We start from the raw sequence: 26156 nt of genomic DNA on the forward strand, positions 1-26156 counted from the left end.
TACTGATAACAGGATAAAATCCGATGGCCAAAAATTATGCGGCGCTGGCACGCTCGGTGATAGCGGCACTGGGCGGCGTTGATAACATCTCGGCAGTCACGCACTGTATGACGCGTTTGCGCTTTGTTATCAAAGATGATGCGCTTATCGACAGCCCGATGTTAAAAACCATCCCCGGCGTGCTCGGCGTGGTACGTAGTGACAATCAGTGTCAGGTGATTATCGGCAATACCGTTTCACAAGCCTTTCAGGAAGTCGTCAGCCTGCTGCCGGGAGATATGCAGCCCGCACAGCCCGTGGGTAAACCCAAACTCACACTGCGTCGCATTGGTGCGGGGATCCTCGATGCGCTGATCGGCACCATGTCACCGCTGATCCCGGCGATTATCGGCGGATCGATGGTCAAACTGCTGGCGATGATCCTCGAGATGAGCGGCGTGCTGACAAAAGGATCGCCGACCTTAACCATTCTGAATGTGATTGGTGACGGTGCTTTCTTCTTCCTGCCGCTAATGGTCGCGGCATCTGCCGCCATCAAATTTAAAACCAATATGTCGCTGGCGATTGCCATCGCGGGTGTGCTGGTACATCCGAGTTTTATTGAATTGATGGCGAAAGCGGCCCAGGGTGAACATGTCGAATTTGCCCTGATTCCGGTCACCGCGGTGAAATACACCTACACGGTGATCCCGGCGCTGGTGATGACCTGGTGCCTGTCATATATCGAACGCTGGGTGGATCGCATTACACCGGCGGTGACCAAAAACTTCCTCAAACCAATGCTGATTGTGTTGATTGCCGCACCGCTGGCAATCCTGCTGATTGGCCCGATTGGTATCTGGATCGGTAGCGCCATTTCGGCGCTGGTTTACACCATTCATGGTTATCTGGGCTGGCTTTCAGTCGCCATTATGGGCGCGCTGTGGCCTCTGCTGGTAATGACCGGGATGCACCGCGTCTTTACGCCAACCATCATTCAGACCATTGCCGAAACCGGCAAAGAAGGGATGGTCATGCCGTCAGAGATCGGCGCTAACCTGTCGCTGGGCGGTTCATCACTGGCGGTGGCGTGGAAAACGAAAAACCCGGAACTGCGCCAGACGGCGCTGGCTGCGGCGGCATCAGCCATTATGGCGGGGATTTCCGAACCGGCGTTATACGGCGTGGCGATCCGCCTGAAACGTCCGCTTATCGCCAGTCTTATCAGCGGTTTTATTTGCGGCGCGGTTGCCGGTATGGCGGGGCTTGCCAGCCACTCAATGGCAGCGCCGGGGCTATTTACCAGCGTGCAGTTCTTCGATCCGGCGAATCCAATGAGCATCGTCTGGGTGTTCGCGGTCATGGCGCTGGCGGTCGTGCTGTCGTTTATCCTCACACTGTTGCTCGGCTTTGAGGATATTCCTGTTGAGGAAGCGGCTGCCGAGACGCGAAAGCATCAGAGCGCACAACCGACCGTCGCCAAAGAAGTAAGTCTTAATTGAGGATGAAAATGTCAGTATTTCCAGAAGGTTTTTTATGGGGCGGCGCGCTTGCCGCTAACCAGTCTGAAGGTGCGTTCCGTGAAGGTGGCAAAGGGCTGACCACGGTCGATATGATCCCACACGGCGAGCATCGAATGGCGGTGAAACTGGGGCTGGAAAAACGTTTTCAGTTGCGCGATGACGAGTTTTATCCCAGCCATGAGGCGACGGATTTTTATCATCGTTATAAAGAAGATATCGCCCTGATGGCAGAGATGGGATTTAAGGTTTTCCGCACCTCAATTGCCTGGAGCCGCCTCTTCCCGCAGGGCGATGAACTGACGCCCAATCCGCAGGGCATTGCTTTTTATCGTTCTGTCTTTGAAGAGTGTAAAAAGTACGGTATCGAACCGCTGGTCACGTTGTGCCACTTCGATGTGCCGATGTATCTGGTCACCGAATATGGCTCCTGGCGTAACCGCAAGCTGGTGGAGTTTTTCAGCCGCTACGCCCGGACCTGCTTTGAAGCATTTGATAGCCTGGTGAAATACTGGCTAACCTTCAATGAAATCAACATTATGTTGCATAGCCCGTTTTCCGGCGCGGGTCTGGTGTTTGAAGAAGGTGAAAATCAGGATCAGGTGAAATATCAGGCTGCGCATCACCAACTGATTGCCAGTGCATTAGCCACCAAAATCGCCCATGAGGTTAACCCGCAAAATCAGGTGGGCTGTATGCTGGCGGGCGGCAACTTCTACCCATACAGCTGCAAGCCAGAAGATGTCTGGGCGGCGCTGGAGAAAGATCGGGAAAACCTGTTTTTTATCGATGTGCAGGCGCGGGGCGCGTATCCGGCTTACTCTGCCCGCGTATTTCGCGAAAAAGGGGTAACCATCAACAAAGCACCGGGCGATGATGAGATCCTGAAAAACACCGTCGATTTTGTCTCCTTCAGCTATTACGCCTCGCGCTGCGCCTCGGCAGAGATGAACGCCAATAACAGCAGTGCGGCGAATGTAGTGAAATCGCTGCGTAACCCGTATCTACAGGTAAGCGACTGGGGCTGGGGTATTGATCCACTCGGTCTGCGTATCACCATGAATATGATGTACGACCGTTATCAGAAGCCGCTGTTTCTGGTGGAAAACGGCCTGGGCGCAAAAGATGAATTTGCTGCCAATGGCGAGATTAACGATGACTATCGCATCAGCTATTTACGCGAACATATCCGCGCAATGGGCGAAGCGATTGCAGACGGCATTCCGCTGATGGGCTACACCACATGGGGCTGTATTGATTTAGTTTCCGCCTCTACGGGTGAAATGAGCAAACGCTACGGTTTTGTCTACGTAGACCGTGACGACGCAGGAAACGGTACGCTGACGCGCACGCGTAAGAAATCGTTCTGGTGGTATAAAAAAGTGATTGCCAGTAATGGTGAAGATTTAGAGTAAGTAACAGTGCCGGATGCGGCGTGAACGCCTTATCCGGCCTACATGTCGCACGAACCAGGAAAGCCCGATAAGCGCAGCGCATCGGGCAATTTAGCATTTGGCATCAGAGCTGGTTCACCCCATCAAGAACATCCCTGTCCTGATTACTTATTGAAAAACTACTCTTCTTCCACCGCTAACTGCGCGAAGCCGCCGTTCCCTTCCCAGCCTTCCAGTCGTTGATAAACGGTTTCTACCGCATCTTTAATCGGCTGGGTCATCGGGTAGTAAAAGCCGACGATATCCGGCTGGATGCCGAGGAAAATCACTTCGCCAATATCTTCTTTCAACTGATCGATAAGGTAGTTCAACGGCATGTTATGGGTAGTCATCATAAACATCTCGGCGATATCATCCGGGTCGATGATGCGGATTTCGCCGGGGTTTAGCCCCATATCAGTGGCGTCGACAATCAGCAGTCGTGTCGGGCGCAGTTCACGGATAGCGACGATGTCGTTTTCCGGTGCGCTACCGCCGTCAATCACCACCCAGTTACCTTTCGGCGCGGCGGCGCACTTTTCCGCCAGCAGCGGACCTGCGCCATCATCGCCCATCATGCTATTGCCAACACAGAGTAAAACGTCAGTCACGCAGTCTCCTCACCATCAAATAGATGGCGTTTTCCTGATGAATATCATGCAGCATACTTAACAGCATTGTACTCCATTCCTGCTGCTGCGAAGTTTGCGCTGCCCGGGCTTTATCGAATGCATTGGCCAGCATCGGCACATGGTTAATGTCGATGACGATCTCACCGTACTTCGGCACACCTTCCATTTTGCGGCGGGCTTCGCTGCCCGCCTCCAGAGTGGCAATCCATGCCAGATATTCATCCCACGGGCAGGTGAGCGCCGCTTCCAGGCAATCGATAACCCCAAGGTGGTGACCAATCGCCAGGCTGTAATAGACTACCTGCTGCGCCTCGGCGGGCGTGGCATCGTTCTCATCAATAAATTTACGGCTCAGTTGACTGAACACCACCTTTTCACTCATCGGATACGCGCCTCTTCAACAACATGATTCAGATGGCTGACAATCTCGTTCAGACGCGGATCGTTTTCCGCTTCCAGCCAGCGTGCAACCTGCTCTTCGCCCTGCCCTAATTGCGTCAGGAAGTCATCGGCAATCTGGCGACCGTAACGATAACCCGCCAGGCGGCGTGCTTCGCGATCCACTTTCACGCGCAGTGGCTGCACCATATCGCCATGCAGAATCTCAGCCGGTTGTTCATCCTGCTCACCCGGCCCACGGGCGTGAATTTTCTGCTCCAGCAGGCCGAGCGCCATTGCAAAGCCGTACAGCGTGGCGGCAGGCGTTGGCGGGCAGCCAGGGATATAAACATCCACCGGGACGATTTTATCCGTACCGCCCCACACGCAGTAGAGATCGTGGAAGATCCCGCCGCTGTTACCGCAGGCACCGTAGGAGATACAAATTTTCGGGTCCGGCGCGGACTGCCACGCACGCAGCGCAGGGGATCGCATTGCACGGGTGACCGCGCCGGTAAACAGTAAAATATCCGCATGACGCGGTGAAGGAACGACTTTAATGCCGAAGCGTTCTGCATCAAACAGCGGCGAAAGCGTGGCGAAAATTTCGATTTCGCAGCCGTTGCAGCCGCCGCAGTCCACGCGGTAAACGTAGGCAGAACGTTTGATTTTTTTCAGTAACGACGCCTTCATGCTGGCGATGGATTCATCCACCGTCATCGGGACCGGAATGCCGTTGGCGTCACGGGGGCCTAATAAATTGCTCATCAGATGGCCTCTTTCATATGGCGAGTCAGTTCAATACGGTCGGACGGCACCAGGCATTTCTGGCGCTTACATTCCGGGCAAGTCTCAAAGCTTTCGCGGTGGTTTTCCGCGCGGCTGTCACCATTGTGCTTAAGCAGAGCAATGGCGTAGTCGATCTCTTTCTGGACGGCGAAAGGACGATTGCAGACGCGACAGTTGCACAGCGCGAAGCGGGACTGTTGCAGGAAGTCTTCTTTCTTCCACACCGCCAGTTCGTACTCTTGCGACAGTTTGATTGCCGCCGTCGGGCAAACTTCTTCGCAGCGTCCACAGAAGATGCAGCGCCCGAGATTAAACTCCCAGGCCAGCTCTCCTGTGGCGAGGTCAGTTTCAACCGTTAAGGCGTTTGACGGGCAGGCATTGACGCAGGCCGCGCAGCCGATGCACTGCTGCGGGTTCTGCTCTGGCTTACCACGGAAGTTTTTATCAACCGCAATCGGCTCCAGCGGATAAGACGAGGTCGCCGTGCCGGTTTTGATGACTTTTTTGATAAAGGTAAACATGGCGATTCCTTATTTCAGCGGCGAGTTTTTACGCTCAATGCTGTAACGCTCGAGTTCTTTGTACGGCACCACTTTGCTCTTCTTCTTACGCACATCGACCACGGTCATGCGGTCGGTACAGGAGTAGCAAGGGTCGAGGCTACCGATAATCAGCGGCGCATCGGAAACGGTATTGCCACGCAGCATGTAGCGCAGGGTCGGCCAGTTCGCGTAAGTCGCGGCACGGCAGCGCCAGCGGTACAGCTTCTGGTTGTCGCCGGTCATGCTCCAGTGGATATCATCGCCGCGCGGCGCTTCGGCAAAGCCCAGCGCAAAGCGGTGCGGAATGTAGGTAAAGCCTTCCACCATCAGTGGGCCACCCGGCAGGTTATCCAGACCGTAGTCGATCATGTTCAGCGCGGTATAGACTTCGTTGATACGCACTTTCAGACGGGAAATAACGTCGCAGCCCTGCTCGCTGTGGACTTCCATTGGCAGCAGGCCATAACCAACAAACGGGTGATCGGCGCGAGTATCGCGAGCGTGACCGCTGGCACGGACCATCGGGCCGACGTTACTGAAGTCGCGAGCGATTTCCGGGTCCAGACGACCAATGCCGACAGTGCGTTGTTCCATGTTCGGTGTGCTCAACAGCACATCCACCAGCTCCTGCACTTCACGACGCATCTGTTGCGCCAGCTGGCGGGTCTGGATCATGTCATCTTTCAGCAGATCGCGACGAATCCCGCCGATCAGGTTCAGGCCGTAGGTTTTACGCGCACCGGTAAGGATCTCTGCCATTTTCATGGAGGTTTCACGCACGCGGAAGAACTGCATAAAGCCGGAGTCAAAGCCGGTAAAGTGGCAGGCAAGACCGAGGTTGAGCAGATGCGAGTGCAGGCGTTCCACCTCCAGCAGAATGGCGCGGATCATCTGCGCACGTTCTGGCACCTGAATACCCATCGCGTTTTCCACCGACGTGGTGTAGGCGGTGCTGTGAGCAAAGCCGCAGATCCCGCACACACGGTCAGAGAGGAAGGTCACTTCGTTGTAACCCATACGGGTTTCCGCCAGTTTTTCCATGCCGCGATGAACGTAGAACAGACGGTAGTCGGCGTCGATAATGTTTTCGCCATCGACGAACAGACGGAAATGACCCGGTTCGTCAGAAGTGACGTGCAGCGGACCAATCGGCACGACGTTGTTTTTCTTGTCGCCCAGTTCGTTGATGAACTCGTAGGTTTCAGCATCGGTGGTCGGTGCCGGACGTTGACGATAATCCATGCTGTCTTTACGCAGCGGATAAAGTTCATCCGGCCAGTCATCCGGCAGCACCAGACGGCGTTCATCCGGCAGCCCTACCGGAATCAAACCGTACATATCGCGCACTTCGCGCTCGCCCCACACCGCCGCCGGAACGCGCGGCGTCACGGACGGATACTCCGGTTTGTTGGCATCAACTTCGACGCGAACCGTTACCCAACACTTGGTGCCCTTCTCCATCGACAGCACGTAATAAACGGCGTAATGACCATTCAGTTTGCGTTCGTCGTTACCAAACAGCACCGACAGCCAGCCACTCTGTTTGTAGTAAAGAAACTCCACCACTTCCGGCAGGTAGTTCACCTTTACGGTGACAGTCAGCTGATCTTTGGTCTGCCAGGCGTGGTCCAGCACGACGCCCGGAAATGCCTCATTCAGCGCGGCGAGATAATGTTGACCTAATTTTTCTTCAGACATGCTCAAACTCTCTTTAATCACGCCGCCAGCAAGGAGACGAACGCTAAAAATGCAAAGCCAAACCCAGCCCAGGTAATGCGCGGAGTAATATCAAGACGCAGACGGGCCATGCTGTTTTCGAACAGCGCGATAACCAGGACGCCGACCACCAGTTTGATGATGGCAATCACCAGCGCCAGCAGCAGCCCACCGACGGTGAAGGTTTCCATTTGTCCCCACGGAATAAACACCCCGACGAACATCTGCAGCACCACCAACTGTTTCAGGCTGATACCCCATTTCATGACGCCAAAGCCGCTGCCGCTGTACTCAGAGAGCGGACCTTCCTGCAACTCCTGCTCGGCTTCCGCCAGGTCGAACGGCAGTTTGCCCATTTCGATAAAAGTGGCGAACGCACAGGCACAAAGCGCCAGCACCAGCGGGATGCTCTGGCTCAGCGGCCAGTGATAAACGGTGTCGGTGATGTTGCTGATGTTGGTGGAACCGGCAACCTGTGCGGCAACCCACAGACCAAGCAGCAGCATCGGTTCGACCAGCACGCCAAGCATCGCTTCACGGCTCGCGCCGATAGCAGTAAACGGGCTACCGGTATCCAGACCGGAAATGGCAAAGAAGAAACGCGCGATGGCAAAGAGATACAGTAAGGTGATCAAATCGCCCAGTTGCGGCAGCGGAGAACCAACGGTCACCACCGGCAGCGCAGTAGCGATAGTCAGCATGACGCCCACCATCACATACGGCGTCAGGCGGAACACCCAGCCGGAGGCATCCGGGCCAACGCTCTGACGCCCCAGCAGTTTGATAATGTCGCGATACTCCTGCAACACGCCCGGCCCGCGACGGTTATGCAAGCGGGCGCGCGCCACGCGGGTTATACCGGAGAGCAGCGGCGCAACGGCAAATAACACCAGCGCCTGAATTAACGGATATAAAACACTCATTCTCAGGCTCCTCGTGAAACAATAATCACCACCAGTACCGCCAGTTCAACCAGCGCCATCCGGCGGAACAGCAACGCACTCCCCTCGCACTGCCAGCCCGGCACCAGCGACACCGGATTCAGCCATTTGCGCAGTTTCAGCACCGGCGCAAACGCCTGTTTCACCGGCATGGCAAAACCGTGAGCGGTAATCACCATTGATTTTTCGTGGTCGTAGCCGCACACCCAGGCCGCGCCGCGGGAACGCGATGGCAAACGATCGCCTTTGCAAATCGCCATAATGATGAATGGCAGCAGCGGGCAGGCAATCAGCAGCAACGTGATCATCGGTTGAGAAACGGTGGTGTTAGCAGGCTCCAGCGGCAGAGGTACAGCAGCAGAGAGCATCGGCAATAGCCACGGCGCAGCAACACCACCAATTACGCAGCAAATCGCCAGTGCCACTACGCTTACGCTCATCAGGAGCGGCGCACAGGTGGCGTTTTCGGCTTCTTTGGTACGCGGCGCACCGAGGAACGTGACGCCATAGACTTTCGCCATACACATCACCGCCAGCGCACCGGTAATTGCCAGACCCACAGCAAGCAGTGGCCCCAGCAGACGGGCAACAAACGCGCCACTATTGCTCAGTTTGAAAAAGGATTGATAGATAACCCATTCCCCGGCAAACCCGTTCAGCGGCGGCAGCGCAGCCATTGCCATCAACCCGACTAACATGGCGATGGAGATAACCGGCATTTTCTTGCCAATACCACCGAGTTTTTCGATATCGCGATGACCGGTACGGAACCAGACGCTCCCCGCCCCGAGGAACAGTACGCTTTTGAACAGGCTATGGTTAAGCAGATGGTACAGACCACCGACCAGGCCAAGAGCAATCAGCGCCGGTTGTTCGAGCGCGATACCCGTTACGCCAGCGCCCAGCCCCAGCAGGATAATGCCGATATTTTCCAGGGTGTGGTAAGCCAGCAGACGCTGGATGTTATGCTCCATCAGCGCATACAGACCACCGACGAACGCGGTGATCATACCAAGCACCAGCAGCACGATCCCCCACCACAGCGGTGCATTACCGCCCAGCAGTGACAGGGTTAAAATGCCCAGCAGGCCAATTTTCATGACTACCGTAGAAAACAACGCGGCAGCTGGCGCAGAGGCGTTCGCATGTGCCTGCGGCACCCAGCCGTGCAGCGGAATAATCCCGGCCAGCAGGCCAAAGCCAATCACACTGAGCAGCCAGATATCGGAACCGAGCGGCAGCTGTTGCATACGCATATCCAGCAGGCGCAGATCCAGCGTGCCGTAACGCTGCCACAGCAGCCAGCAAGCAATCGCCAGCAGCAGAGTGCCAAGACGCCCCAGCGCAAACCACAGTTTGCCCTCTTTGCTGTTGCTGGTGAGGAACACCGCACACAAGGCCATGACTTCGGCCATTACCACGAACATGCCGAGGTTGCTGGCAATGACGGCGCAGACGGCGGCAGCCATCAACATATTGATCTGCAAGCCGTTGCACTTCACCTGCGCGTGGCGATGCCAGTCAATGTTGTAGAGGCTGACAAACAGACCGCACAGACCGAGCGTAATCAGCCAAATCGCGTTAAGCGGAGAGATTTGCACATCGTAGCTTACCAGCGACAGCGCACCGCTCACGCCAACCGCGCCAGTCAGTACAGTGAAGCCCGCGGCTGCCGTATACAGACTACCAACCGCGCCGCCAATTCCGGCTATCCAGCCGCTTAGCGCCTTTTGAAAAGAAAAGAGAAATGCCAGAACAGCGGCGGCGACAAACCACGCCACGCCGCTATTGATCAGGGAAATTGCGCTCATTTAGCCTCTCCACTTTGAGCCTGCTGAAACAAGGTGAGATCGCCAAAGTCCGTGTTAAAGGTCAGCTCACGCTTACGTTTGCTGACGCGGGCGATATCGGTGTTATCCACCAGATGCAGGGCTTTAGTCGGGCACATCCGCACGCAGGCCGGACCTTGTTCATCAAAGCTACAAAGGTCACATTTTACGGCGATCGCGCGAATACCTGGCACCCAGTCAAGCAATGTGCTGACACGCGCCGGAGCAGGCGGTGCCGGTGGCGCTTTCGGGGTATTGGCGTTTGCCGGAATATCCAGCGGACGGCTGCCGGAAAATTCAATTGCGCCAAACGGGCAGGCGATGCCGCACAGTTTGCAGCTTACGCACAGGCTTTCATTCAACTGCACGGCCCCATCAACGCGGGTGATGGCGTTAACCGGGCAGACCACCGCGCAGGGTGCATCTTCACAGTGGTGACAGAGCTGCGGCGCAGATTCTTTTTCATTTAGCATCACTCTCAGGCGCGGCATTGATTGCAGGCCGTGCTGGCGATGCGTCTCTGAACAGGCGGCCTCACAAGTGTGGCAGCCGATACAGAGCGTGGAGTCAGCAATTACAAAACGATTCACCAGGCATTCCTCAGGTGATTGTCATTTTTGACGAAAACATGCCGATGAAATGTCATTTTCGACACTCATCGACACGCCCATCCCCAAACAGGCGTAACGCCTGCAAAACGGGCAAAGCCTCAGCTCATGCTGCCGGGCTTTGTCCCTTTACCAGTTGGCTTAAATTCACCGGCACATTGTTTTCAATAGCGGTGTATAAGCTGTCGTAAACGCCAGCGATTTTTTCGAGATAGTGTTCCAGAACCTGTTCGCGATCGCGGATGTTGACCTTGCCATCAATCATGCCGTCAATGCTCAGTTGTGCCTGCGCAATCCGCTGTTTGTCTTCGCCATCTTTTGTTTCGACGTAATACTCGATGGTGTGGCTGTTAAAGCCATCCGCCAGGGTGACGTAAATACGAAAATGTTCAAAAAGGACGAAACAGAGTTCTTTGTCCGGCGCGCAGCTCATGGCGTGATGCAGGCGCGCTTTCGATAACGTGATCCCCTGAACCAGCGAATTGCAGTAGATGTGCCACTGGTCCTGTAGGCGACGATGCCGCTGTGCGATGTAATCGGCTTTCTCGCTTATTTCCCAAATAGTCATTGTCAGGTTACCCGTTTAACAGAGATGCCAGCTTTAAGCATTTTTTGTGCCAACTTTTAATTTATTGTTATTAAAGAGATTTTTAAGCTAAAGATGAATTTCGTCGCCGTGTCGACGTGTCATTTCGACATCATCGACATTATTCACCGCAGGGATAATCAACACTGGCACAATTATTGCTTGTAGCTGGCAATAGTTAATGGGAGGCGATATGCACGAAATAACCCTCTGCCAACGGGCACTGGAATTGATCGAACAGCAGGCCGCAAAACACGGCGCAAAACGCGTAACTGGGGTCTGGCTCAAAATTGGCGCATTTTCTTGTGTCGAAACCAGCTCTCTTGCCTTTTGTTTTGATCTGGTTTGCCGCGGCAGCGTGGCGGAAGGTTGTAAACTGCACCTCGAAGAACAAGAGGCCGAATGCTGGTGTGAAACATGCCAACAGTATGTGACGCTACTGACCCAGCGCGTCCGCCGCTGTCCACAGTGTCATGGTGACATGCTACAGATTGTGGCAGACGACGGTTTACAGATTCGGCGGATAGAAATAGACCAGGAGTGAGCGATGTGTACAACATGCGGTTGCGGTGAAGGCAACCTGTATATCGAGGGTGATGAACATAACCCTCATTCCGCGTTTCGTAGCGCGCCATTTGCCCCGGCGGCACGCCCGAAGATGAAAATCACCGGCATTAAAGCGCCTGAATTTACCCCCAGCCAGACTGAAGAAGGCGACCTGCATTACGGTCATGGCGAAGCGGGCACTCACGCGCCGGGCATGAGCCAGCGCCGGATGCTGGAAGTCGAAATTGACGTGCTGGACAAAAACAACCGTCTGGCTGAACGCAACCGCGCGCGCTTTGCTGCCCGCAAGCAACTGGTGCTCAACCTGGTTTCCAGCCCTGGTTCCGGTAAAACCACCCTGCTGACGGAAACCTTAATGCGCCTGAAAGACAGCGTTCCGTGCGCGGTTATTGAAGGCGATCAGCAAACCGTGAACGATGCCGCACGCATTCGCGCTACCGGCACACCAGCGATTCAGGTGAACACCGGTAAAGGCTGCCATCTTGACGCACAGATGATTGCCGATGCCGCACCGCGTCTGCCACTGGACGATAACGGTATTCTGTTTATCGAAAACGTTGGCAACCTCGTATGCCCGGCCAGCTTCGATCTCGGTGAAAAACACAAAGTGGCGGTGCTTTCCGTTACCGAAGGTGAAGACAAACCGCTGAAATATCCGCATATGTTTGCCGCCGCCTCGCTGATGCTGCTCAACAAAGTTGACCTGTTGCCGTATCTCAACTTTGACGTTGAGAAGTGCATCGCCTGCGCCCGCGAAGTCAATCCAGAAATTGAAATCATCCTTATTTCCGCCACCAGCGGCGAAGGGATGGACCAGTGGCTGAACTGGCTGGAGACACAGCGATGTGCATAGGCGTTCCCGGCCAGATCCGCACCATTGACGGCAACCAGGCGAAAGTCGACGTCTGCGGCATTCAGCGCGATGTCGATTTAACGTTAGTCGGCAGCTGCGATGAAAACGGTCAGCCGCGCGTGGGCCAGTGGGTACTGGTTCACGTTGGCTTTGCCATGAGCGTAATTAATGAAGCCGAAGCGCGCGACACTCTCGACGCCTTACAAAACATGTTTGACGTTGAGCCGGATGTCGGCGCGCTGTTGTATGGCGAGGAAAAATAATGCGTTTTGTTGATGAATATCGCGCGCCGGAACAGGTGATGCAGTTAATTGAGCATCTGCGCGAACGTGCTTCACATCTCTCTTACACCGCCGAACGCCCTCTGCGGATTATGGAAGTGTGCGGTGGTCATACCCACGCCATTTTTAAATTCGGCCTCGACCAGTTACTGCCGGAAAACGTTGAGTTTATCCACGGTCCGGGTTGCCCGGTGTGCGTACTGCCGATGGGCAGAATCGACACCTGCGTGGAGATTGCCAGCCATCCGGAAGTCATCTTCTGTACCTTTGGCGACGCCATGCGCGTGCCGGGGAAACAGGGATCGCTGTTGCAGGCAAAAGCACGCGGTGCCGATGTGCGCATCGTTTACTCGCCGATGGATGCGTTGAAACTGGCGCAGGAGAATCCAACCCGCAAAGTGGTGTTCTTAGGCTTAGGTTTTGAAACCACCATGCCGACCACCGCTATCACTCTGCAACAGGCGAAAGCGCGTGATGTGCAGAATTTTTACTTCTTCTGCCAGCACATTACGCTTATCCCGACGCTTCGCAGTTTGCTGGAACAGCCGGATAACGGTATCGACGCGTTCCTCGCGCCGGGCCACGTTAGTATGGTTATCGGCACTGATGCCTATAATTTTATCGCCAGCGATTTTCAGCGTCCGCTGGTGGTCGCTGGTTTCGAACCCCTTGATCTACTGCAAGGCGTGGTGATGCTGGTGGAGCAGAAAATAGCGGCCCACAGCAAGGTAGAGAATCAGTATCGTCGGGTGGTACCGGATGCCGGTAACCTGCTGGCGCAACAGGCGATTGCCGATGTGTTCTGTGTCAACGGCGACAGCGAATGGCGCGGCTTAGGCGTGATTGAATCTTCTGGCGTGCACCTGACGCCGGATTATCAACGATTCGATGCCGAAGCACATTTCCGCCCGGCACCGCAGCAGGTCTGCGATGACCCGCGCGCGCGTTGTGGCGAAGTCTTGACGGGCAAATGTAAGCCGCATCAATGCCCGCTGTTTGGTAACACCTGTAATCCTCAAACCGCGTTTGGTGCGCTGATGGTTTCCTCCGAAGGAGCGTGCGCCGCGTGGTATCAGTATCGTCAGCAGGAGAGTGAAGCGTGAATAATATCCAACTCGCCCACGGCAGCGGCGGCCAGGCGATGCAGCAATTAATCAACAGCCTGTTTATGGAAGCCTTTGCCAACCCGTGGCTGGCAGAGCAGGAAGATCAGGCACGTCTTGATCTGGCGCAACTGGTAGCGGAAGGCGACCGTCTGGCGTTCTCCACCGACAGTTACGTTATTGACCCGCTGTTCTTCCCTGGCGGTAATATCGGCAAGCTGGCGATTTGCGGCACCGCCAATGACGTTGCGGTCAGTGGCGCTATTCCGCGCTATCTCTCCTGTGGCTTTATCCTCGAAGAAGGATTGCCGATGGAGACACTGAAAGCCGTAGTGACCAGCATGGCAGAAACCGCCCGCACGGCAGGCATTGCCATCGTTACTGGCGATACTAAAGTGGTGCAGCGCGGCGCGGCAGATAAACTGTTTATCAACACCGCGGGCATGGGCGCAATTCCGGCGAATATTCACTGGGGCGCACAGACGCTAACCGCAGGCGATGTATTGCTGGTTAGCGGTACACTCGGCGACCACGGGGCGACTATCCTTAACCTGCGTGAGCAGCTGGGGCTGGATGGCGAACTGGTCAGCGACTGCGCGGTGCTGACGCCGCTTATTCAGACGCTGCGTGACATTCCCGGCGTGAAAGCGCTGCGTGATGCCACCCGTGGTGGTGTAAACGCGGTGGTTCATGAGTTCGCGGCAGCCTGCGGTTGCGGTATTGAAATTTCAGAAGCGGCACTGCCGGTTAAACCAGCCGTGCGCGGCGTTTGCGAACTGCTGGGACTGGACGCCCTGAACTTTGCCAACGAAGGCAAACTGGTGATCGCCGTTGAACGCAACGCGGCAGAGCAAGTGCTGGCAGCGTTACATTCCCATCCACTGGGGAAAGACGCGGCGCTGATTGGTGAAGTGGTGGAACGTAAAGGTGTTCGTCTTGCCGGTCTGTATGGCGTGAAACGAACCCTCGATTTACCACACGCCGAACCGCTTCCGCGTATATGCTAATAAAATTCTAAATCTCCTATAGTTAGTCAATGACCTTTTGCACCGCTTTGCGGTGCTTTCCTGGAAGAACAAAATGTCATATACACCGATGAGTGATCTCGGACAGCAAGGGTTGTTCGACATCACTCGGACACTATTGCAGCAGCCCGATCTGGCCTCGCTGTGTGAGGCTCTTTCGCAACTGGTAAAGCGTTCTGCGCTCGCCGACAACGCGGCTATTGTGTTGTGGCAAGCGCAGACTCAACGTGCGTCTTATTACGCATCGCGTGAAAAAGACACCCCTATTAAATATGAAGACGAAACTGTTCTGGCACACGGTCCGGTACGCAGCATTTTGTCGCGCCCTGATACGCTGCATTGCAGTTACGAAGAATTTTGTGAAACCTGGCCGCAGCTGGCCGCAGGTGGGCTATACCCAAAATTTGGTCACTATTGCCTGATGCCACTGGCGGCGGAAGGGCATATTTTTGGTGGCTGTGAATTTATTCGTTATGACGATCGCCCCTGGAGCGAAAAAGAGTTCAATCGTCTGCAAACATTTACGCAGATCGTTTCTGTCGTCACCGAACAAATCCAGAGTCGCGTCGTTAACAATGTCGACTATGAGTTGTTATGCCGGGAACGCGATAACTTCCGCATCCTGGTCGCCATCACCAACGCGGTGCTTTCCCGCCTGGATATGGACGAACTGGTCAGCGAAGTCGCCAAAGAAATCCATTACTATTTCGATATTGACGATATCAGCATTGTCTTACGCAGCCACCGTAAAAACAAACTCAACATCTACTCCACTCACTATCTTGATAAACAGCATCCCGCCCACGAACAGAGCGAAGTCGATGAAGCCGGAACCCTCACCGAACGCGTGTTCAAAAGTAAAGAGATGCTGCTGATTAATCTCCACGAGCGGGATGATTTAGCCCCCTATGAACGCATGTTGTTCGATACCTGGGGCAACCAGATTCAAACCTTGTGCCTGTTACCGCTGATGTCTGGCGACACCATGCTGGGCGTGCTGAAACTGGCGCAATGTGAAGAGAAAGTGTTTACCACTACCAATCTGAATTTACTGCGCCAGATTGCCGAACGTGTGGCAATCGCTGTCGATAACGCCCTCGCCTATCAGGAAATCCATCGTCTGAAAGAACGGCTGGTTGATGAAAACCTCGCCCTGACCGAGCAGCTCAACAATGTTGATAGTGAATTTGGCGAGATTATTGGCCGCAGCGAAGCCATGTACAGCGTGCTTAAACAAGTTGAAATGGTGGCGCAAAGTGACAGTACCGTGCTGATCCTCGGTGAAACTGGCACGGGTAAAGAGCTGATTGCCCGTGCTATCCATAATCTCAGTGGGCGTAATAATCGCCGCATGGTCAAAATGAACTGCGCGGCGATGCCTGCCGGATTGCTGGAGAGCGATCTGTTTGGTCATGAACGTGGGGCTTTTACTGGTGCCAGCGCCCAGCGTATCGGTCGTTTTGAACTGGCGGATAAAAGCTCCCTGTTCCTCGACGAAGTGGGCGATATGCCACTGGAGTTACAGCCGAAGTTGCTGCGTGTATTGCAGGAACAGGAGTTTGAACGCCTCGGCAGCAACAAAATCATTCAGACGGACGTGCGTCTAATCGCCGCGACTAACCGCGATCTGAAAAAAATGGTCGCCGACCGAGAGTTCCGTAGCGATCTCTATTACCGCCTGAACGTATTTCCGATCCACCTGCCGCCACTACGCGAGCGTCCGGAAGATATTCCGCTGCTGGCGAAAGCCTTTACCTTCAAAATTGCCCGTCGTCTGGGGCGCAATATCGACAGCATTCCTGCCGAGACGCTGCGCACCTTGAGCAATATGGAGTGGCCGGGTAACGTACGCGAACTGGAAAACGTCATTGAGCGCGCGGTATTGCTAACACGCGGCAACGTGCTGCAGCTGTCATTGCCAGATATTGCTTTACCGGAGCCTGAAACGCCGCCTGCCGCAACGGTTGTCGCTCAGGAGGGCGAAGATGAATATCAGTTGATTGTTCGCGTGCTGAAAGAAACTAACGGTGTGGTTGCCGGGCCTAAAGGCGCTGCGCAACGTCTGGGGCTGAAACGCACGACCCTGCTGTCACGGATGAAGCGACTGGGAATTGATAAATCGGCATTGATTTAACTGCAAATTGCCGGACAGATCTGACTGTCCGGCATACTATTCACGAGGTTTTTTCGGACGATATTTTTCCGGCAGTTCTGGCACCGGACGCTTGTCATCGATGAGATGACGCGCGGTTAAGATCGGATGACGCCACAGCATTCTCGGCCCGGCCCAACGCATAATCTGTTTCATCTCTTCACGCTTTGCAGGCTGGTAACAGTGCACCGGACACTGCTTACAGGCTGGTTTCTCTTCGCCGAACACACATTTATCCAGCCGCTTTTGCGCGTAAGCAAACAACGCCTCGGAATGCTCCGGCTCCGCTGACGCCTGCGGGCATTTCGCTTGATAAAGATCGATCATTTTTTTAATCGTCAGTTTTTCACGAGAGATACGCTTGCCGGACATGCTGCCTCCACCTCATTAAGATGCATTTATATTACAACTTAATCTTAAAGGGCACTATGACTCTAAAGAAGAAGGGTTCGCCAACCGACGCAATTTTGCGTACTTGCTTCATAAGCATCACGCAAAAGCTGCAAAACAGCATCTTTCCCGGAACCAGCATCAAGAACTCGCCGTTCGCTTCTTCCCCTGAAATGATTAACTCCGGTATCATGTGCGCCTTATGTGATTACAACGAAAATAAAAACCATCACACCCCATTTAATATCAGGGAACCGGACATAACCCCATGAGTGCAATAGAAAATTTCGACGCCCATACGCCCATGATGCAGCAGTATCTCAAGCTGAAAGCCCAGCATCCCGAGATCCTGCTGTTTTACCGGATGGGTGATTTTTATGAACTGTTTTATGACGACGCAAAACGCGCGTCGCAACTGCTGGATATTTCACTGACCAAACGAGGTGCTTCAGCGGGAGAGCCGATCCCGATGGCGGGGATCCCCTACCATGCGGTGGAAAACTACCTCGCCAAACTGGTGAATCAGGGCGAGTCCGTTGCCATCTGCGAACAAATTGGCGACCCGGCGACCAGCAAAGGTCCGGTTGAGCGCAAAGTTGTGCGTATCGTTACGCCAGGCACCATCAGCGATGAAGCCCTGTTGCAGGAGCGTCAGGACAACCTGCTGGCGGCTATCTGGCAGGACAGCAAAGGTTTCGGCTACGCGACGCTGGATATCAGTTCCGGTCGTTTTCGCCTGAGCGAACCGGCTGACCGGGAAACGATGGCGGCAGAACTGCAACGCACTAATCCTGCGGAACTGCTGTATGCAGAAGATTTTGCTGAAATGTCGTTAATTGAAGGCCGTCGCGGCCTGCGCCGTCGCCCGCTGTGGGAGTTTGAAATCGACACCGCGCGCCAGCAGTTGAATCTGCAATTTGGCACTCGCGATCTGGTCGGTTTTGGCGTCGAGAACGCGCCGCGCGGACTTTGTGCTGCCGGTTGTCTGTTGCAGTATGCGAAAGATACCCAACGTACGACTCTGCCGCATATTCGTTCCATCACCATGGAACGTGAGCAGGACAGCATCATTATGGATGCCGCGACGCGTCGTAATCTGGAAATCACCCAGAACCTGGCGGGTGGTGCGGAAAATACGCTGGCTTCTGTGCTCGACTGCACCGTCACGCCGATGGGCAGCCGTATGCTGAAACGCTGGCTGCATATGCCAGTGCGCGATACCCGCGTGTTGCTTGAGCGCCAGCAAACTATTGGCGCATTGCAGGATTTCACCGCCGGGCTACAGCCGGTACTGCGTCAGGTCGGCGACCTGGAACGTATTCTGGCACGTCTGGCTTTACGAACTGCTCGCCCACGCGATCTGGCCCGTATGCGCCACGCTTTCCAGCAACTGCCGGAGCTGCGTGCGCAGTTAGAAACTGTCGATAGTGCACCGGTACAGGCGCTACGTGAGAAGATGGGCGAGTTTGCCGAGCTGCGCGATCTGCTGGAGCGAGCAATCATCGACACACCGCCGGTGCTGGTACGCGACGGTGGTGTTATCGCATCGGGCTATAACGAAGAGCTGGATGAGTGGCGCGCGCTGGCTGACGGCGCGACCGATTATCTGGAGCGTCTGGAAGTCCGCGAGCGTGAACGTACCGGCCTGGACACGCTGAAAGTTGGCTTTAATGCGGTGCACGGCTACTACATTCAAATCAGCCGTGGGCAAAGCCATCTGGCACCCATCAACTACATGCGTCGCCAGACGCTGAAAAACGCCGAGCGCTACATCATTCCAGAGCTAAAAGAGTACGAAGATAAAGTTCTCACCTCAAAAGGCAAAGCACTGGCACTGGAAAAACAGCTTTATGAAGAGTTGTTCGACCTGCTGTTGCCGCATCTGGAAGCGTTGCAACAGAGCGCGAGCGCGCTGGCGGAACTCGACGTGCTGGTGAACCTGGCGGAACGGGCCTATACCCTGAACTACACCTGCCCGACCTTTATTGATAAACCGGGCATTCGCATTACCGAAGGCCGCCATCCGGTGGTTGAACAGGTGCTGAACGAGCCATTTATCGCCAACCCGCTGAATCTGTCACCGCAGCGCCGGATGTTGATTATTACCGGCCCGAACATGGGCGGTAAAAGTACCTATATGCGCCAGACCGCACTGATTGCGCTGATGGCCTACATCGGCAGCTATGTACCGGCACAAAAAGTCGAGATTGGACCTATCGATCGCATCTTTACCCGCGTAGGCGCGGCAGATGACCTGGCTTCCGGGCGCTCAACCTTTATGGTGGAGATGACCGAAACCGCCAATATTTTACATAACGCCACCGAATATAGTCTGGTATTGATGGATGAGATCGGGCGTGGAACGTCCACTTACGATGGTCTGTCGCTGGCATGGGCATGCGCGGAAAATCTGGCGAATAAGATTAAAGCGTTGACGCTGTTTGCCACCCACTATTTCGAGCTGACCCAGTTACCGGAGAAAATGGAAGGCGTCGCCAACGTGCATCTCGATGCACTGGAGCACGGCGACACCATTGCCTTTATGCATAGCGTGCAGGATGGCGCGGCGAGCAAAAGCTACGGCCTCGCGGTTGCAGCTCTGGCGGGCGTGCCAAAAGAGGTTATTAAGCGCGCACGGCAAAAACTGCGTGAGCTGGAAAGCATTTCGCCGAACGCCGCCGCTACGCAAGTGGATGGTACGCAAATGTCTTTGCTGTCAGTGCCAGAAGAAACCTCGCCTGCGGTCGAGGCACTGGAAAACCTCGATCCGGATTCACTCACCCCGCGTCAGGCGCTGGAGTGGATTTATCGCTTGAAGAGTCTGGTGTAATTATAATTCCCGGTAGAAAAATACTATCGGGAATATTATCTACAGCTGACGAATCAAATAAAAATACCCTGTATAATAGGAAAGCTTATTTTACAGGGTAAAACCATGCCATCTACACGCTATCAAAAAATCAATGCCCATCACTATCGCCATATATGGGTCGTTGGTGATATTCATGGTGAATATCAGTTATTACAATCCCGCTTACATCAACTCTCTTTTTTCCCCGAAACCGACTTACTTATTTCTATCGGCGATAATATTGATCGTGGGCCGGAGAGTCTTAACGTCCTGCGCCTGCTAAACCAGCCCTGGTTTATCTCCGTTAAAGGCAACCACGAAGCAATGGCGCTGGATGCGTTCGCGACCGGCGATGGCAATATGTGGCTTGCCAGCGGTGGTGACTGGTTTTTCGATTTAAATGATTCAGAGCAAAAAGAATCTACAGATCTGTTGCTGAAATTCCATCACCTTCCACATATTATTGAAATCACTAACGACAACATAAAATATGTCATCGCACATGCAGATTATCCGGGGAGTGAATATCTCTTTGGTAAAGAAATAGCGGAGAGCGAATTACTCTGGCCTGTTGATCGTGTGCAGAAATCGCTTAATGGCGAGTTACAACAAATAAACGGCGCTGATTATTTTATATTTGGACATATGATGTTTGATAACATTCAGACGTTCGCTAACCAGATTTATATTGATACCGGATCGCCGAAAAGCGGGCGGCTGTCATTTTATAAAATAAAGTAATGAGGCCGGGTAAAGCAAAGCCACTACCCGGCACTTTTTATTAGCGCTTACCTTCCGCCAGCAGCGGCGGAATGCTCGGCACCATTGGCGCGTCATCAATATCTTTCTGCGTCATGCGGAACGCTTCGGGATAATGTTCGCGGCTGGTGCGGCGTAGCGGTTCGGTATCGCGCCAGGTATAAAGGCAATGCTGGCACTGATATACCGTCCAGACATCTTTCACCGGCGATTTCGCCATCACTTCAATCTGTTCATCGGCACAACGTGGACAAATCATCTTCTTCTCCTTATTTACGTGCAGCCAGCATAGCGGTCAGTTTTTCAGCCCAGGCTTTGGTTTCCGGCAAATCCACCACCGGCTGGCTGTAGTGACCACGGTTGTCCGGGGCGACAGGCGTGGTGGCGTCGATAATCAGCTTGTCGGTGATCCCCGCCGGGCTTGAGCCTGGGTCGAGTTCCAGCACGGACATATTCGGCAACTGCACCAAATCCCCTGCCGGATTTACTTTCGAGGAGAGCGCCCACATCACCTGCGGCAGGTTGAACGGGTCAACGTCTTCATCGACCATAATCACCATCTTTACGTAGCCCAGACCGTGCGGCGTGGTCATCGCACGCAGGCCCACCGCGCGGGCAAAGCCGCCGTAGCGTTTTTTGGTGGAGATAATCGCCAGCAGGCCGTGGGTGTACATGGCGTTTACCGCCTGCACTTCCGGGAACTCGGCTTTCAGTTGCTGATACAGCGGCACACAGGTGGCTGGCCCCATCAGGTAGTCGATTTCGGTCCACGGCATGCCGAGGTACAGCGATTCGAAAATCGGCCTGGTGCGGTAAGAGACTTTATCGATGCGCACCACGGTCATGTTGCGCCCGCCGGAGTAGTGCCCGGTAAACTCACCGAACGGCCCCTCGATTTCGCGTTTACGGCTTTCGATGACCCCTTCGAGGATCACTTCTGAACCCCACGGCACATCAAAACCGGTCAGCGGGGCGGTGGCGATCGGGTACGAGCTTTCACGCAGCGCGCCTGCCATTTCGTACTCAGATTGATCGTATTTCAGTGGCGTTGCGCCCATCAGCGTGATGATCGGATCGTTACCGAGCGTGATCGCAATCGGTAGATCTTCACCGCGCTCTTCTGCTTTATGCAGATGCAGGGCGATATCGTGCATCGGCACCGGTTGCAGGCCGAGCTTACGCTTGCCCTTCACTTCCATGCGGTAGATGCCGACGTTCTGCTTGCCGAAGTTATCCGGGTCGAGCGGATCGCGGGAAACCACGCACGCTTTGTCGAGATAGAAACCGCCATCGCCATCGTTTAAACGAAACAGCGGCAGGATATCGAACAGGTTGATCTCGTCGCCATCGACGGTGTTCTGCGCCCAGGCTGGATTGGCGCGGCGCTCCGGGGCAATCGGGAAGTTATCCCAGCGGCGGATAAACTCATCAATCTGCTTTTTGACCGGGGTGTTTGGCGACAGGCCGAGGGAAATCGCATGATTCTGCCAGGAACCGATGGTGTTCATTGCCACGCGGGCATCGGTAAAGCCGCGAATATTATCAAACCACAGCGCGGGCGCGCCGTCGCCGATACGCCCGGTGGCGTTAGCTGCTGCTGCCAGATCCGGTTCCGCGTTCACCTCTTCGCTGATTTTCAGTAACTGGCCGTGGTCATCAAGCGCCTGTAAAAAGCTGCGTAAATCATCAAATGCCATTATTCATTCTCCTGAGAAAAATTCCGGGCCTGCGGCAATCCTTGCCAGCGCCTGGCGTGGGGATGTTCGAGGCCAAATTGATCCAGCACGCGGGCTACCACATGGTGGACAATGTCATCTACCGTTTTGGGATGGTTATAAAAGGCAGGCATCGGCGGCACCATCGCCACGCCCATGCGTGAAAGTGCGAGCATATTTTCGAGATGGATGGTGCTAAGCGGCATTTCACGCGGCACCAGCACCAGTTTGCGGCCTTCTTTGAGCACGACGTCCGCCGCGCGCCCTACCAAGCCATCGGCGTAACCAGCGCGGATACCGGCGAGCGTTTTCATACTGCACGGAATAACGATCATGCCGTCGGTACGAAAGGAACCTGAGGAGATGGTCGCCGCCTGATCCGCCGGGTTATGGCTGAAGTCTGCGAGGGCAGCAACATCGCGAGCGCTGTAAGGCGTTTCCAGTTCAATGGTGGTTTTCGCCCACTTCGACATCACCAGATGAGTCTCGACATTCGGCATCTCCCGCAGCGCTTGCAGTAATGCCACACCAAGAGGCGCACCGGTAGCCCCTGTCATCCCGACGATCAGTTTCATTGCTTATTCTCTTAATTGTTCGTATACGAACGTTATTATTAACATACTCCTTCATTTCCACAGCGGCAAGGATTGAAAAGTAACAACATCTTCTTCGTCACTAAAAAACCGCTATGATAGCGACAGAGAATTAGCCCGGAGTTTACATGGCGTTACGAAATAAAGCGTTCCATCAGTTACGACAGCTTTTTCAGCAGCACACGGCTCGCTGGCAGCACGAGTTACCTGACCTGACCAAACCACAGTATGCGGTGATGCGCGCCATTGCTGATAAGCCTGGTATCGAACAGGTGGCACTGATAGAAGCAGCAGTCAGCACCAAAGCAACGTTGGCAGAAATGTTGGCAAGAATGGAGAATCGTGGCTTAGTCAGACGTGAACATGACGCCGCTGACAAGCGGCGACGCTTTGTCTGGCTGACTGCCGAAGGAGAAAAGGTACTTGCTGCGGCGATACCGATTGGTGACAGCGTGGATGAGGAATTTTTGGGGCGTTTGAGTGCAGAAGAGCAGGAGCTGTTTGTGCAGCTGGTGCGCAAGATGATGAACACATAGGATGCAAATTGCCGGGTAGGACGCTGACGTGTCTTATCCAGGCGACAAAAACACAAGCTTCCCAAACAAAAGAAAAAGGCCAGCCTCGCTTGAGACTGGCCTTTCTGACAGATGCTTACTTATTCGCGGAACAGCGCTTCGATATTCAGCCCCTGCGTTTGCAGGATTTCGCGCAAACGGCGCAGGCCTTCAACCTGAATCTGGCGAACACGTTCACGGGTGAGGCCAATTTCACGACCGACATCTTCCAGTGTTGCCGCTTCGTACCCCAGCAAACCGAATCGACGTGCCAGCACTTCACGCTGTTTGGCGTTCAGCTCGAACAGCCATTTGACGATGCTCTGCTTCATATCGTCATCTTGCGTGGTATCTTCCGGACCGTTCTCTTTTTCATCGGCCAGGATGTCCAGCAACGCTTTTTCGGAATCACCACCCAGCGGGGTGTCTACCGAGGTAATGCGCTCGTTAAGACGAAGCATACGGCTGACGTCATCAACTGGCTTATCCAGTTGCTCTGCAATCTCTTCCGCACTTGGTTCATGGTCCAGCTTATGGGACAACTCACGTGCGGTTCGCAGGTAAACGTTCAGCTCCTTTACGATGTGAATCGGCAAACGAATAGTACGGGTTTGGTTCATAATCGCCCGTTCAATCGTCTGGCGAATCCACCAGGTTGCGTATGTTGAGAAGCGGAAACCACGTTCCGGGTCAAACTTCTCTACCGCGCGGATCAGCCCCAGGTTGCCCTCTTCGATAAGGTCCAGCAACGCCAGACCACGATTGCCATAACGGCGGGCAATTTTTACCACCAGACGCAAGTTACTCTCGATCATCCGGCGGCGAGAGGCGACATCTCCACGCAGTGCGCGACGCGCAAAATAAACTTCTTCTTCGGCCGTTAACAGTGGTGAATAACCAATCTCACCAAGGTAAAGCTGAGTCGCGTCCAACACACGCTGTGTGGCTCCCTGCGATAACAGTTCCTCTTCGGCCAAATCGTTATCACTGGGTTCCTCTTCTACTAAGGCCTTTTCGTCAAAAACCTCAACTCCGTTCTCATCAAATTCCGCATCTTCATTTAAATCATGAACTTTCAGCGTATTCTGACTCATAAGGTGGCTCCTACCCGTGATCCCTTGACGGAACATTCAAGCAAAAGCCTGGTTCCGCCGATTTATCGCTGCGGCAAATAACGCAGCGGGTTTACGGATTTCCCCTTGTAACGAATTTCAAAATGCAAGCGTGTTGAACTGGTTCCGGTGCTACCCATGGTTGCTATTTTTTGCCCCGCCTTCACTTCTTGTTGTTCCCGGACCAGCATTGTGTCGTTATGGGCGTAGGCACTCAGGTAATCATCATTATGTTTGATGATAATCAGATTACCGTAGCCGCGCAGCGCGTTACCGGCATAAACAACGCGGCCATCTGCGGTCGCGATAATTGCCTGTCCTTTGCTGCCTGCGATATCAATCCCCTTGTTGCCCCCCTCAGAAGCGCCAAAGGTTTCGATCACTTTGCCCTCAGTCGGCCAGCGCCAGGTGGAGATAGGCGTACTGGTTGATGTACTGCTGACAGTCGGCTCGGTTGTGCTTGCTGTTGGTACCGTTACAGGCGCTGTGACCGTGGTCGCAGTTGGCTTGTTGTTCGGCAACATTTTGTTAGCACTCTGTTCACCCGAAGACTCAGAATACGTAATTGTCGGTTGCGACGCAACAGCAACGGTGGAATTTTGTGCAGGCTTGATCACAACTCCTTGCTCTGCTGCGTCGGCCTGGGTAATGGCATTTCCGCCAGTGATTGGCGTACCGGAAGCATTCCCCACCTGTAAGGTCTGACCGACGTTCAGCGCGTATGGTGCCTGAATATTGTTGCGCTGAGCAAGGTCACGGAAATCGTTGCCAGTAATCCAGGCGATATAGAAAAGCGTGTCGCCTTTTTTCACGGTATAGGTACTGCCGCTATAACTGCCTTTCGGAATGTTCCCATACTGACGGTTATAGACGATGCGTCCGTTTTCCATCTGTACCGGCTGCTGAGCTACTGGCTGCACTGGCTGGATTTGCGGTTGTTGAGTGGCCTGAATTTGTGGCTGCTGTACCGGCTGAATTTGCGGTTGCTGCGCTGTAGACGTCGTCCCCATTTTCGGCGGCGGCGTAATCAACATACCAGAATTGGTATTTGCAGGCGCATTGCCATTAACGGAGCTGACCGGTGCCGGTGGATTTGAAGTGTCAGAACAGCCTGCCAGCCATAGCGAAACCAGTGACAAAGCCGCAATGCGGCGAACGGTGAATTTTGGGCTTCCCGCGCTCATTTATCCCCCAGGAAAAATTGGTTAATAACCAGTGACATAATTACCGTGCAAGGCACCATACTGA

Annotated in this window: 27 protein-coding genes; 11 read left to right on the top strand and 16 right to left on the bottom strand. The window is 54.3% G+C overall.

Annotation, left to right across the window (positions count from 1 at the left end; genetic code table 11):
* Positions 1–23 precede the first annotated feature (23 nt).
* Together ascF and ascB are read left to right on the top strand one after the other, a co-directional pair.
* Positions 24–1481 carry a PTS cellobiose/arbutin/salicin transporter subunit IIBC gene (gene ascF, locus HUZ68_RS17385; protein ID WP_033815158.1) on the top strand — a complete coding sequence of 486 codons (1458 nt, stop codon included), beginning with the start codon at positions 24–26 and terminating at the stop codon, positions 1479–1481.
* Between the two features lie 8 nt (positions 1482–1489).
* Positions 1490–2914, top strand: coding sequence for a 6-phospho-beta-glucosidase AscB (gene ascB / locus HUZ68_RS17390; protein WP_033815168.1), 1425 nt, complete (start codon positions 1490–1492; stop codon positions 2912–2914).
* A 158-nt stretch (positions 2915–3072) separates the two neighbouring features.
* On the opposite strand, the gene hycI is transcribed toward ascB, so the two are convergent.
* The 9 genes from hycI to hycA form a co-directional block, all read right to left on the bottom strand.
* A complete protein-coding gene (gene hycI, locus HUZ68_RS17395) occupies positions 3073–3543 on the bottom strand; it encodes a hydrogenase maturation peptidase HycI (protein WP_000132961.1) in 471 nt (156 codons plus the stop codon).
* Complete coding sequence (gene hycH / locus HUZ68_RS17400) at positions 3536–3946, bottom strand: formate hydrogenlyase assembly protein HycH (protein WP_001291921.1); 411 nt, start codon at positions 3944–3946, stop codon at positions 3536–3538. Before hycH ends, hycI begins: the two co-directional genes overlap by 8 nt.
* Positions 3943–4710, bottom strand: coding sequence for a formate hydrogenlyase subunit HycG (hycG, locus tag HUZ68_RS17405; protein WP_000067399.1), 768 nt, complete (start codon positions 4708–4710; stop codon positions 3943–3945). The genes hycH and hycG overlap by 4 nt, the downstream gene beginning before the upstream one ends.
* The gene (gene hycF / locus HUZ68_RS17410; protein ID WP_000493785.1) at positions 4710–5252 is read right to left on the bottom strand and encodes a formate hydrogenlyase subunit HycF; all 543 of its coding nucleotides are present in this window, start codon (positions 5250–5252) and stop codon (positions 4710–4712) included. The genes hycG and hycF overlap by 1 nt, the downstream gene beginning before the upstream one ends.
* A gap of 9 nt (positions 5253–5261) precedes the next feature.
* Complete coding sequence (gene hycE / locus HUZ68_RS17415) at positions 5262–6971, bottom strand: formate hydrogenlyase subunit HycE (RefSeq protein WP_033815159.1); 1710 nt, start codon at positions 6969–6971, stop codon at positions 5262–5264.
* Positions 6972–6988: 17 nt separating this feature from the next.
* Positions 6989–7912: a formate hydrogenlyase subunit HycD gene (gene hycD, locus HUZ68_RS17420; protein WP_001765079.1), complete on the bottom strand. Its 924-nt coding sequence runs from the start codon at positions 7910–7912 to the stop codon at positions 6989–6991.
* Positions 7913–7914: 2 nt separating this feature from the next.
* Entirely contained in the window at positions 7915–9741 is a 1827-nt protein-coding gene (gene hycC, locus HUZ68_RS17425) for a formate hydrogenlyase subunit 3 (protein WP_033815160.1), read from the bottom strand.
* Positions 9738–10349: a formate hydrogenlyase subunit HycB gene (hycB, locus tag HUZ68_RS17430; RefSeq protein WP_001079186.1), complete on the bottom strand. Its 612-nt coding sequence runs from the start codon at positions 10347–10349 to the stop codon at positions 9738–9740. The genes hycC and hycB overlap by 4 nt, the downstream gene beginning before the upstream one ends.
* A gap of 124 nt (positions 10350–10473) precedes the next feature.
* Complete coding sequence (gene hycA / locus HUZ68_RS17435; protein ID WP_000158056.1) at positions 10474–10935, bottom strand: formate hydrogenlyase regulator HycA; 462 nt, start codon at positions 10933–10935, stop codon at positions 10474–10476.
* A 211-nt stretch (positions 10936–11146) separates the two neighbouring features.
* On the opposite strand from hycA, the gene hypA reads away from it, so the two are divergent.
* The 6 genes from hypA (at position 11147) to flhA (ending at position 16916) form a co-directional block, all read left to right on the top strand.
* A complete protein-coding gene (gene hypA / locus HUZ68_RS17440) occupies positions 11147–11497 on the top strand; it encodes a hydrogenase maturation nickel metallochaperone HypA (RefSeq protein WP_001299100.1) in 351 nt (116 codons plus the stop codon).
* Positions 11498–11500: 3 nt separating this feature from the next.
* Positions 11501–12373 carry a hydrogenase nickel incorporation protein HypB gene (gene hypB / locus HUZ68_RS17445; protein WP_000337665.1) on the top strand — a complete coding sequence of 291 codons (873 nt, stop codon included), beginning with the start codon at positions 11501–11503 and terminating at the stop codon, positions 12371–12373.
* The gene (hypC, locus tag HUZ68_RS17450; protein ID WP_000334881.1) at positions 12364–12636 is read left to right on the top strand and encodes a hydrogenase 3 maturation protein HypC; all 273 of its coding nucleotides are present in this window, start codon (positions 12364–12366) and stop codon (positions 12634–12636) included. The genes hypB and hypC overlap by 10 nt, the downstream gene beginning before the upstream one ends.
* A complete protein-coding gene (hypD, locus tag HUZ68_RS17455; protein ID WP_112925358.1) occupies positions 12636–13757 on the top strand; it encodes a hydrogenase formation protein HypD in 1122 nt (373 codons plus the stop codon). The genes hypC and hypD overlap by 1 nt, the downstream gene beginning before the upstream one ends.
* Positions 13754–14764 carry a hydrogenase maturation carbamoyl dehydratase HypE gene (gene hypE, locus HUZ68_RS17460; RefSeq protein WP_001059930.1) on the top strand — a complete coding sequence of 337 codons (1011 nt, stop codon included), beginning with the start codon at positions 13754–13756 and terminating at the stop codon, positions 14762–14764. Before hypD ends, hypE begins: the two co-directional genes overlap by 4 nt.
* Positions 14765–14837: 73 nt before the next feature.
* Positions 14838–16916, top strand: coding sequence for a formate hydrogenlyase transcriptional activator FlhA (flhA, locus tag HUZ68_RS17465; RefSeq protein ID WP_001301446.1), 2079 nt, complete (start codon positions 14838–14840; stop codon positions 16914–16916).
* Positions 16917–16952: 36 nt separating this feature from the next.
* Here flhA and HUZ68_RS17470 read toward each other — a convergent pair whose 3' ends face one another.
* Complete coding sequence (locus tag HUZ68_RS17470) at positions 16953–17306, bottom strand: nitrous oxide-stimulated promoter family protein (RefSeq protein WP_239593942.1); 354 nt, start codon at positions 17304–17306, stop codon at positions 16953–16955.
* 31 nt (positions 17307–17337) lie between these two features.
* On the bottom strand, positions 17338–17517 hold the full coding sequence (locus HUZ68_RS17475; RefSeq protein WP_112925360.1) for a hypothetical protein: 180 nt from the start codon (positions 17515–17517) through the stop codon (positions 17338–17340).
* Positions 17518–17592: 75 nt separating this feature from the next.
* On the opposite strand from HUZ68_RS17475, the gene mutS reads away from it, so the two are divergent.
* Both mutS and pphB read left to right on the top strand, forming a co-directional pair.
* Positions 17593–20154 carry a DNA mismatch repair protein MutS gene (mutS, locus tag HUZ68_RS17480; RefSeq protein ID WP_001272907.1) on the top strand — a complete coding sequence of 854 codons (2562 nt, stop codon included), beginning with the start codon at positions 17593–17595 and terminating at the stop codon, positions 20152–20154.
* Positions 20155–20259: 105 nt separating this feature from the next.
* The gene (pphB, locus tag HUZ68_RS17485; RefSeq protein ID WP_001141324.1) at positions 20260–20916 is read left to right on the top strand and encodes a protein-serine/threonine phosphatase; all 657 of its coding nucleotides are present in this window, start codon (positions 20260–20262) and stop codon (positions 20914–20916) included.
* Positions 20917–20956: 40 nt separating this feature from the next.
* Here the strand turns inward: pphB and HUZ68_RS17490 are convergent, their stop codons facing one another.
* Genes HUZ68_RS17490 through HUZ68_RS17500 form a run of 3 tightly spaced genes read right to left on the bottom strand, consistent with a single transcriptional unit; the run spans position 20957 to position 23224 of the window.
* Positions 20957–21193 (bottom strand): non-oxidative hydroxyarylic acid decarboxylases subunit D, encoded by a 237-nt coding sequence (locus HUZ68_RS17490; RefSeq protein ID WP_000562982.1) that lies wholly within the window; start codon positions 21191–21193, stop codon positions 20957–20959.
* 10 nt (positions 21194–21203) lie between these two features.
* Positions 21204–22631, bottom strand: a complete 1428-nt coding sequence (locus HUZ68_RS17495) for a non-oxidative hydroxyarylic acid decarboxylases subunit C (protein ID WP_001625763.1) — start codon at positions 22629–22631, stop codon at positions 21204–21206.
* Positions 22631–23224, bottom strand: coding sequence for a non-oxidative hydroxyarylic acid decarboxylases subunit B (locus tag HUZ68_RS17500; RefSeq protein WP_001625764.1), 594 nt, complete (start codon positions 23222–23224; stop codon positions 22631–22633). Before HUZ68_RS17500 ends, HUZ68_RS17495 begins: the two co-directional genes overlap by 1 nt.
* A gap of 146 nt (positions 23225–23370) precedes the next feature.
* Between HUZ68_RS17500 and HUZ68_RS17505 the strand changes: the two genes are divergently transcribed.
* Positions 23371–23778, top strand: a complete 408-nt coding sequence (locus HUZ68_RS17505) for a MarR family winged helix-turn-helix transcriptional regulator (protein WP_001625765.1) — start codon at positions 23371–23373, stop codon at positions 23776–23778.
* Between the two features lie 119 nt (positions 23779–23897).
* Here the strand turns inward: HUZ68_RS17505 and rpoS are convergent, their stop codons facing one another.
* Together rpoS and nlpD are read right to left on the bottom strand one after the other, a co-directional pair.
* Positions 23898–24890 (bottom strand): RNA polymerase sigma factor RpoS, encoded by a 993-nt coding sequence (gene rpoS / locus HUZ68_RS17510; protein WP_000081550.1) that lies wholly within the window; start codon positions 24888–24890, stop codon positions 23898–23900.
* 62 nt (positions 24891–24952) lie between these two features.
* Complete coding sequence (nlpD, locus tag HUZ68_RS17515; protein ID WP_306174120.1) at positions 24953–26047, bottom strand: murein hydrolase activator NlpD; 1095 nt, start codon at positions 26045–26047, stop codon at positions 24953–24955.
* Positions 26048–26156: the final 109 nt, after the last annotated feature.

This window comes from Shigella dysenteriae (genome assembly GCF_022354085.1).
GTDB classification, from domain to species: Bacteria; Pseudomonadota; Gammaproteobacteria; order Enterobacterales; family Enterobacteriaceae; genus Escherichia; species Escherichia coli.